The sequence below is a fragment of the Microcystis sp. M113S1 genome, from assembly GCF_020246945.1.
Lineage (GTDB): Bacteria > Cyanobacteriota > Cyanobacteriia > Cyanobacteriales > Microcystaceae > Microcystis.
In genome coordinates this window covers 1-7,340 of sequence record NZ_JADBSA010000319.1, presented here as the reverse complement: position 1 = coordinate 7,340, position 7,340 = coordinate 1, and the positions used below count along the sequence as shown (strand labels likewise).

General features: G+C 43.2%; 6 protein-coding genes and 2 pseudogenes. 4 read left to right on the top strand and 4 right to left on the bottom strand.

Annotated elements, in window-relative coordinates; all coding sequences use genetic code 11:
* The 4 genes and pseudogenes from IM319_RS16055 to IM319_RS16040 form a co-directional block, all read left to right on the top strand.
* Positions 1-173, top strand: a pseudogene (locus tag IM319_RS16055) (RNA-guided endonuclease TnpB family protein); the annotation flags it as partial.
* A gap of 40 nt (positions 174-213) precedes the next feature.
* The gene (locus IM319_RS16050) at positions 214-1,209 is read left to right on the top strand and encodes an L-lactate dehydrogenase (protein ID WP_287736255.1); all 996 of its coding nucleotides are present in this window, start codon (positions 214-216) and stop codon (positions 1,207-1,209) included.
* A 239-nt stretch (positions 1,210-1,448) separates the two neighbouring features.
* Positions 1,449-1,742 carry a DUF433 domain-containing protein gene (locus tag IM319_RS16045; RefSeq protein WP_287078595.1) on the top strand — a complete coding sequence of 98 codons (294 nt, stop codon included), beginning with the start codon at positions 1,449-1,451 and terminating at the stop codon, positions 1,740-1,742.
* Positions 1,739-2,083 carry a DUF5615 family PIN-like protein gene (locus IM319_RS16040; protein WP_158198844.1) on the top strand — a complete coding sequence of 115 codons (345 nt, stop codon included), beginning with the start codon at positions 1,739-1,741 and terminating at the stop codon, positions 2,081-2,083. Before IM319_RS16045 ends, IM319_RS16040 begins: the two co-directional genes overlap by 4 nt.
* A gap of 262 nt (positions 2,084-2,345) precedes the next feature.
* On the opposite strand, the gene IM319_RS16035 is transcribed toward IM319_RS16040, so the two are convergent.
* From IM319_RS16035 to IM319_RS16020, 4 genes and pseudogenes are all read right to left on the bottom strand, one after another.
* Positions 2,346-3,614, bottom strand: coding sequence for a glycosyltransferase (locus IM319_RS16035; protein ID WP_287736253.1), 1,269 nt, complete (start codon positions 3,612-3,614; stop codon positions 2,346-2,348).
* A complete protein-coding gene (locus tag IM319_RS16030) occupies positions 3,614-5,356 on the bottom strand; it encodes an ABC transporter substrate-binding protein (protein ID WP_287736251.1) in 1,743 nt (580 codons plus the stop codon). Before IM319_RS16030 ends, IM319_RS16035 begins: the two co-directional genes overlap by 1 nt.
* Before the next feature lie 198 nt (positions 5,357-5,554).
* Entirely contained in the window at positions 5,555-6,694 is a 1,140-nt protein-coding gene (locus tag IM319_RS16025) for a citrate synthase (protein ID WP_287736250.1), read from the bottom strand.
* Between the two features lie 288 nt (positions 6,695-6,982).
* Positions 6,983-7,340 (bottom strand): annotated as a pseudogene (locus IM319_RS16020) (Uma2 family endonuclease); the annotation flags it as partial.

Below are 7,340 nucleotides of genomic sequence, written 5' to 3'. Positions count from 1 at the left end.
ATTTGGGAAATCATCTCAACGGTACTGTTGGGCAAACAGAAACCGACCCAAACGCCTTGGGAGAGTCCGGTCTCTGGATTCTTAATGGAGACATTGAGAATCTAAGCTGTCTCGTTGAACAAGGAATTTCTAACAGCGATGTGGAAAGAATCCCCCGTCACAGCGTAGCTTGACGGTGGGAGTATGTCAACGAGCCAGTAACTGCAAAAATCTATGCTAGATAAAATATTTACTCCCAATCCCTACGCTGAACAACCTGCTCCTATGCGTCCTCGCAAGGGAGTAATTATCGGTGTTGGTCAGGTGGGGATGGCCTGCGCTTACTCGATGTTAATTCAAGACTGTTTTGATGAATTAATTCTGCAAGATATCGCCACGGATAAAGTCGAAGGGGAAGTGATGGATTTAAGGCACGGAATGCCTTTTATTGAACCCACAGACTTGAAAATGGGAACCGTGGCCGATGTGGGACAAAATGCCGATGTGGTGATTATTACTGCCGGGGCTGCCCAAAAAGAGGGAGAAACCCGATTACATCTCCTTGAGCGAAATGTGGCGATTTTTCGCCGTATTCTTGAGGATGTGGCTGTTTACTGCCCCAGTGCTTTAATTTTGGTGGTGAGTAATCCCGTTGATATCATGACCTATGTTACCTTGAAAATCACCAATTTTCCGCCTTCTAGGGTGATTGGTTCGGGTACGGTGCTAGATTCTGGCCGTTTACGCTCTCTTTTATCCACCCAACTCCATGTAGATGCGCGTAACGTCCACGCTTATATTATCGGTGAACACGGGGATAGTGAGCTTGCGGTCTGGAGTTCGGCTAATATCGGAGGAGCAAGGTTATTAGAAGGAGATTGGCAGGATTTAAGCGCGGCCAACCAAGAAAGCTTAACAGAAATTTTTCTTCAGGTTAAAAACGCCGCCTATGAAATTATCAAACGCAAGGGTTATACTAGCTATGCGATCGGTTTAGCTACCACGGATATCGTTAAAGCGATTTTACGTTCCCAAGAAAGAATTCTGACTATTAGCACTCTCCTCGATGGTCAATACGGTCTCAAAGATGTGTGTTTAAGTATTCCCTGCGTGGTTAACGAGAAAGGAGTGATTAAAACTCTTAATTTACCCCTTAGTCCCAGAGAAACCGAACAGTTACACAATTCTGCCAAAATTATGCGCGATTTAATCGATCAACTCGAAATTTAACCTGGGGTTTCCTGAATAAATCTAAAAACATTTGAGGTGAAACGTCGATCGCTGGTTGCTTAGTTAATGAAATGTAACGCACCTCTTTTTTCTCTAGTCAAACTATTAGAGCCAGTCTTAGGTTAGGTTGCCGAAAAAACATCTAGCCTAGGATTCCTCTAGCCACTGGATTGCGTGATCAAGTCATGTCTGTCCCTGACTAAAATAGAATTAGCGATTTCCCTAAGGGACCTAATTCCATGACGATTATCACTCTTTCACGTTATGTCACCAGAAACAATGAGATTTTAGGTGGAGAGCCAATTATTGAAGGCACTCGCACATCTATTCGCGCAATCGTAGGTCTGTGGCGATTAGGTGTGATGCCAGAGGAAATTCCAACTCATTTACCTCATTTGACCTTAGCACAAGTGTTCGATGCCTTGAGTTTTTATTTGGATCATCAAGCAGAAATTAACGAGTACATTGAGCGTAACCAAGTCCCCGATGAGTTGGTGCATCCTTCTGTAAAGACAGCTTTGGGTAAGCTATGAGCATATTTGCTTCGCTTTACATGGACGAAGATATGTCGGCGTTAGTTGCAACACTTCTGCGTTCTCGTGGTTTAGATGTCACCACTGTTCCTGAGCAGTCAACTTTGGGTAAAACTGACAGCGAACAATTAGAATTTGCAGCTTCTTTAGGTAGATGTCTTGTAACCCACAACCGAGTTGATTTTGAACGATTGCATCTTCAATTCATAGAGGAAGGCAGAGAACATTGTGGAATTATTGTTGTCCCTCAGAAAACTGCCTACGAGGTCGTGCAACGGGTTGGTATTTTAGTTAACACGTTGACTGTTGATAGTATTAATAATCAGTTACTATACGCATGATTTCTCCGCAAATTTACACTCTAAGCACAAGCCAGCTAACACGATGAAGCGGCGATGTTCTAGTTCATTCATCACCGCTGACCATTGCTGTTAGACAGAAATCACAGAAATGTTCAATCTAATCTTTATAGTTCTTCGGTTTGTGTTAGGCCATGGACGGGTTATAAAGGGCGATTTTTGTCAATTGTTTTCGATAACGTTTTTAAAACCCGACACCCGACACCCTGTCCCCAGGAAAAACTTTTTTAGCAGACCCTAGCCATTATACCGATAGGACGGGTTGGCCGGTAGAAATGGCCTTTTCGACGATATCGGCGGCCATTTTCACTCCTCCAGTCTTCTGTAGTGCTTTTTGCATTCTCAGGGCATTTTCTCGGTAACTGGGGAAGGACAACACCTTTTCAATCGCCTTTCGTAAACGGGGAACTTCTAGACGGGAAATCGGAATCACTTCCCCTGTCCCCGACCATTTTATTCGAGCAGATACCCCCGGTTGGTCGTTAGCGATGGGAATGGCCACCATCGGTACAGCTTGCGCGAGGGATTCTAGGGTAGTATTTAAGCCTGCGGGGGTGATAGTAAGAGATGCTCTGGTTAAAAGCTCTAATTGGGGAGCGTAGGGAACAACTAGGGCGTTTTTGGTCGTTATTTGAATGTTAGAGTCGCTATTGCCCAAGGATAAAACTAATTGTACCGGCAAATCGGCACAGGCTTCGGCGATCGCATTAAAGGTCGATTGTAGGCGAGTTTGAATTGTCCCGAGGGAAGCATAAATCAAGGGTTGTCCGGTTAATTTTTCGTAGGGAAAAGGAATCGTTTTTCTAGTGGAGGAATCGTGAAAGGGACCGGTAAAGTGAAAGTGAGCGGGTAAATTTTGCCGAGGAAACTCAAATTCGGCGGGTTGTTGGCTAATTTGGGCAAGGGGTGAATAGCGTTGATTGATGTTTTGATAGGGAATTAACCCCCATTCTTGACGTTGCTGGTTGATTAACTCATTCAGAGGACGAGTCAGGGAGTCAAGGAGTTTATAGCCAAGTTTATTGCGAATAACCCCGATAAATGAGGGATTATAGTCCCAAGTGGTCATAAAGGGCGGAATAAGCGGGTCACGATTTAAAACCAATGCCGAACAAAAACTGATAAAGGGAATAGCTAATTTTTCTGCGATTGTACCCCCTGAGGCGGAGACTTGATCAACAATTAGGGCATCAATTCCCAAGCGACGCATCTCTTGAGGGATAGTTTGAAAGAGAGTAGCTGTAGAATCAGTTACTAATTGTACCGTGCGACGGACGGCGGCTGTTCCCCGTAATTGACCAATTTCGGCTAAACTTTTGGCTGATGTGCCTTTCGGATATTGGTCGGGTGCAATTGCCTGAAAATCTAACCCGGCTGCTTGCACCATTTCTTCACCATCAAGAGTTAAAAAACAGGTAACTTTATGACCGCGTTTTTGTAATTCTTTTCCTAAAGGTAGGAGAGAATAAATATGTCCAGAAGTTGTAGGACAGAGTAAACCAAAATGAGTCATTAAACACCTCCACAGGTTTTCTTTAATTCTTCTAGATTCCAGAATGCACCACCCAAGGCGGAGAATTGTATTCCTTCAAAGCAGTTACGCACAGCCCCCAAAGCGAGGGGATTAACTAGATAAATAAACGGGACGTATTCCTGTTGAAGTTGTTGAATTTCATTATAGATAACTTTGCGCTTCTCAAAGTCTAATTCTTGGGAACCTTTGACGTATAAATCGGCGATTTTTTTCTCCCAATCCGCCGCTTGCCAGCCTTGAATTGGAGGGCTGCCGGGTTGAGGTTGTTGGTTAAAAGCGTGGAGATTTCCATCTACATACCAAATATTAGGCGCGTGGGGTTCATTATCACCAGTAAAACCTAAAATATGTGCTTCCCAATCTAGACTATTACTCAGTTTATCAACTAAATTGCTAAAAGCGATCGCTTGAAAATCCACCTGAATTCCTATTGCGGCTAAATCATTTTTAATTTGCGCCCCTATTGCTTCCCGGATTTTATTTCCTGCATTAGTAATCAGGTTAAATCTAACGGGATTATTATCGATATCGACTAGCAGATTATCACTATTATACTTAAATCCGGCCTCTAATAATAATTCTTTGGCTTTTTCGGGATTATAATCGTAACCTTTCAGGGTTTTATCGTAAAAAGGCGATTGGATAGAAATAAAAGAATTTTGTTCTTGTCCCAATCCTCGATAGATATCATCAATCATTCTTTGACGATTAATGCCGTAGGCAATAGCTTGGCGGAAATTTAAGTTATTAAACCACCTAGATTTAATCGGAGCTACTAGGGGTTTTCCGTCGCGTTTTCCTTGATTGAGATTAAAACCGATAAATTGGGTTCCGTAGGCAGGTCCCCCGTTAAAAATCGTGAAATTTCCTCTTTCTTCTTCCGTTTTTAAGAGGGAGAAAAATTCAGGAGTTACCCCAATAGAATCTAAACTTCCCGAACGAAATTGCAGTAAAGTTGTATCCTGAGATTCAACAATTGCCCAAATTACCGAAGTTATATGAGGTAATTGTTGTCCTTGGGCATCTTTTTTCCAATAGTAAGGGTTATTCTCAAAAATAATCCTTTGTCCCGTTATATATTCTTTTAGTTTATAAGCACCATTAAAAACAATTTTATCGGGAGGAGTATCTAACCCCCAAGTGGAGAGAAATTCTAACCTACCATCGGGGCTTTTTTTCTGAATAGTTTTTTCTAAAGCGTGTTTAGGTAAAATCGGTGAACTGACAGCATCTAAAAAAGGGGCAAAAGGTTCGGGGAGTTTAAATTCGATTCTGCGATTATCTAGTTTAGTGATAACTGGAAATTCTTTTTTTAATCCTATTCTTAAACTATCGCGGTAGTTGTTAGGAATATCAGGATTTAGATATAATTCTTTATAGGTAAAAACCACGTCATCAACGGTTAAGGGTTGACCATCGGACCATTTTAAATCCTCTCTGATAGTAAAAATAATGCTCAAATTATCATCAGAAATTGTCCAAGATTCTGCCAAAACAGGTTCTTTTTTGCCAGTAATGGGATTTTCTGTTAATAGTCCTTCGTAGGTTAACCTAAAAATATTCGGGGATTCGGCCGATAAAACAGCATTAAAGGTTTTTGGGTCACTTAATACCGATATGACCACTTGATTGCGTCTAACTTGATTACCACAAGCAGTTAGGGAAATCAGCAATAAACAAGAAATTAAAAATACCGTTAATCTCCGCCAAAATTTCACCATAATCTTTAATATTTTTCTGTCCGACTACCTAGAAGTAAAGACCTTGCCTTGCTATATACACCGAAACTGACCAAGCTGAAAGCCGCTGGACTGTTTCCTTGCCCCATAAATATAACAGGAAATGAGACAAAAAATCTCGCCTAGGAAAGATTGACAAAGGCGAGAAACCGTGTTTCCATCAAGAATATGAGATAAAATCTAAGAACGTTGTTCGATCGGTGTATAGGGGACTTCGTGTTCTCCAGTGTAGATTTGGGTAGGACGGAAAATGCGGTTAGCATTTAATTGTTCTTTCCAGTGGGCCAACCAACCGGCCACCCGGGAGATGGCAAAAATCGGGGTAAATAAATCACTGGGGATGCCTAATTTCCGATAGACCAATCCCGAATAGAAATCCACATTAGCATAGATGCCTTTTTCGCCGTAGATATCCACCACTGCTTGTTCTAATTCTAGGGCGATATCGTAGTATTCATCGGAACCTAACTCCGCGAATAATTGTTCAGCAAGGTTTTGTAAAATCGTCGCCCGGGGATCCTTAACTTTATATACCCGGTGTCCAAAACCCATAACTTTTTGTTTATTGGCGATACATTTTTCCACATAGGGACGAACATTAGCCACCGAACCGATTTCCTCTAACATTAACAATACTTCCTCGTTTGCGCCACCGTGGAGGGGGCCAGCGAGAGTTCCCACTGCTGAAGCGATGACACCGTAGGGGTCGGTTAAAGTGGAAGCCGTCACCATGGCCGAAAAAGTCGAGGCATTTATGGTATGTTCGGCGTGGAGAGTCAAACAGACATCGAAAACCTTCGCCGCTAAATCCGTCGGTCGTTTTTCCGTCAACATATAGAGGAAATTGGCCGCATAATCAAGACTATCATTGGGCTGAATGGGATGATTACCTTTGCGAATCAATTGGAACGCCGCCACCATGGTGGGGATTTTCGCTAATAGCCGCACTACTGCCTGACGGATATAGTCGGGATTATCCAAAGCCCGACGGGCATAGTATAACCCTAAAGCCGCCGCCGAAGTTTGTAGCGCATCCATGGGATGGCCTTTTTCGGGGAAGCATTTCATCATGTCTTCGATACGGTACTTGATGCGTCGATGATAACGGATTTCATCGGCAAATTCTTCCAGTTCCGCCCCCGTGGGCAGAACACCCCAGATAAGGAGATAGGCGGTTTCGAGGAAGGTACTTTTTTCGGCGAGTTCCTCAATCCGAATGCCCCGATACTCTAAGATTCCCTTTTGCCCATCCACAAAGCTGATACTCGATTGGGCGGCGGGAATTCCTTCTAAACCTGGCCGATATTCACAAACTGTCATAGTTCTACTTTCCGTGGCGAAGATTAAGCCCCAACGCTAACTTACTTGATCTTTCCACCCTTGCCGAAATTTTATAGAAATTCTTCGGTTCTGCCTCTCCCGTTCAGGATTAGGGAGAAGTGGACGGAAATTACTCCTATTTAGCGATTGCTTCGTCGATTTAGTCAACCCTGCCCTAGCGCATTTTTTCTGGGCTTACTGTTCCGACTCTAGCTAGAGGACTTGATATTTATCTACTTTTATTGTACCGAGACTATCTCGATCGATTGAGCCGATCGATAATTTTTTTTAAGTTTCTTCGGGATTAATATTTAACTCCCGCAGTTTTGCCGCCAATCGTTCGGCCCGTTGCCGTTCCGCTTCGGCCCGTTGCCGTTCCGCTTCGGCCCGTTGCCGTTCCGTTTCGGCCCGTTGTCGTTCCGCTTCGGCCCGTTGACTTTCCGCTTCGGCCCGTTGCCGTTCTTCGTTGTAACTGGTGAAAGGTTGACCATCGGGATAATACAACAGTAACTCTGGTTGGGCTAATTGAAAACGAATGCCCAAGCGAGGACTTACCCAATTATCGAGATTTTCCCGACTTTCGAGCCGATTTTCCCGACGAATACAGCCGCCCAAATCATTTTTATCGGGATTATAGATATAATAT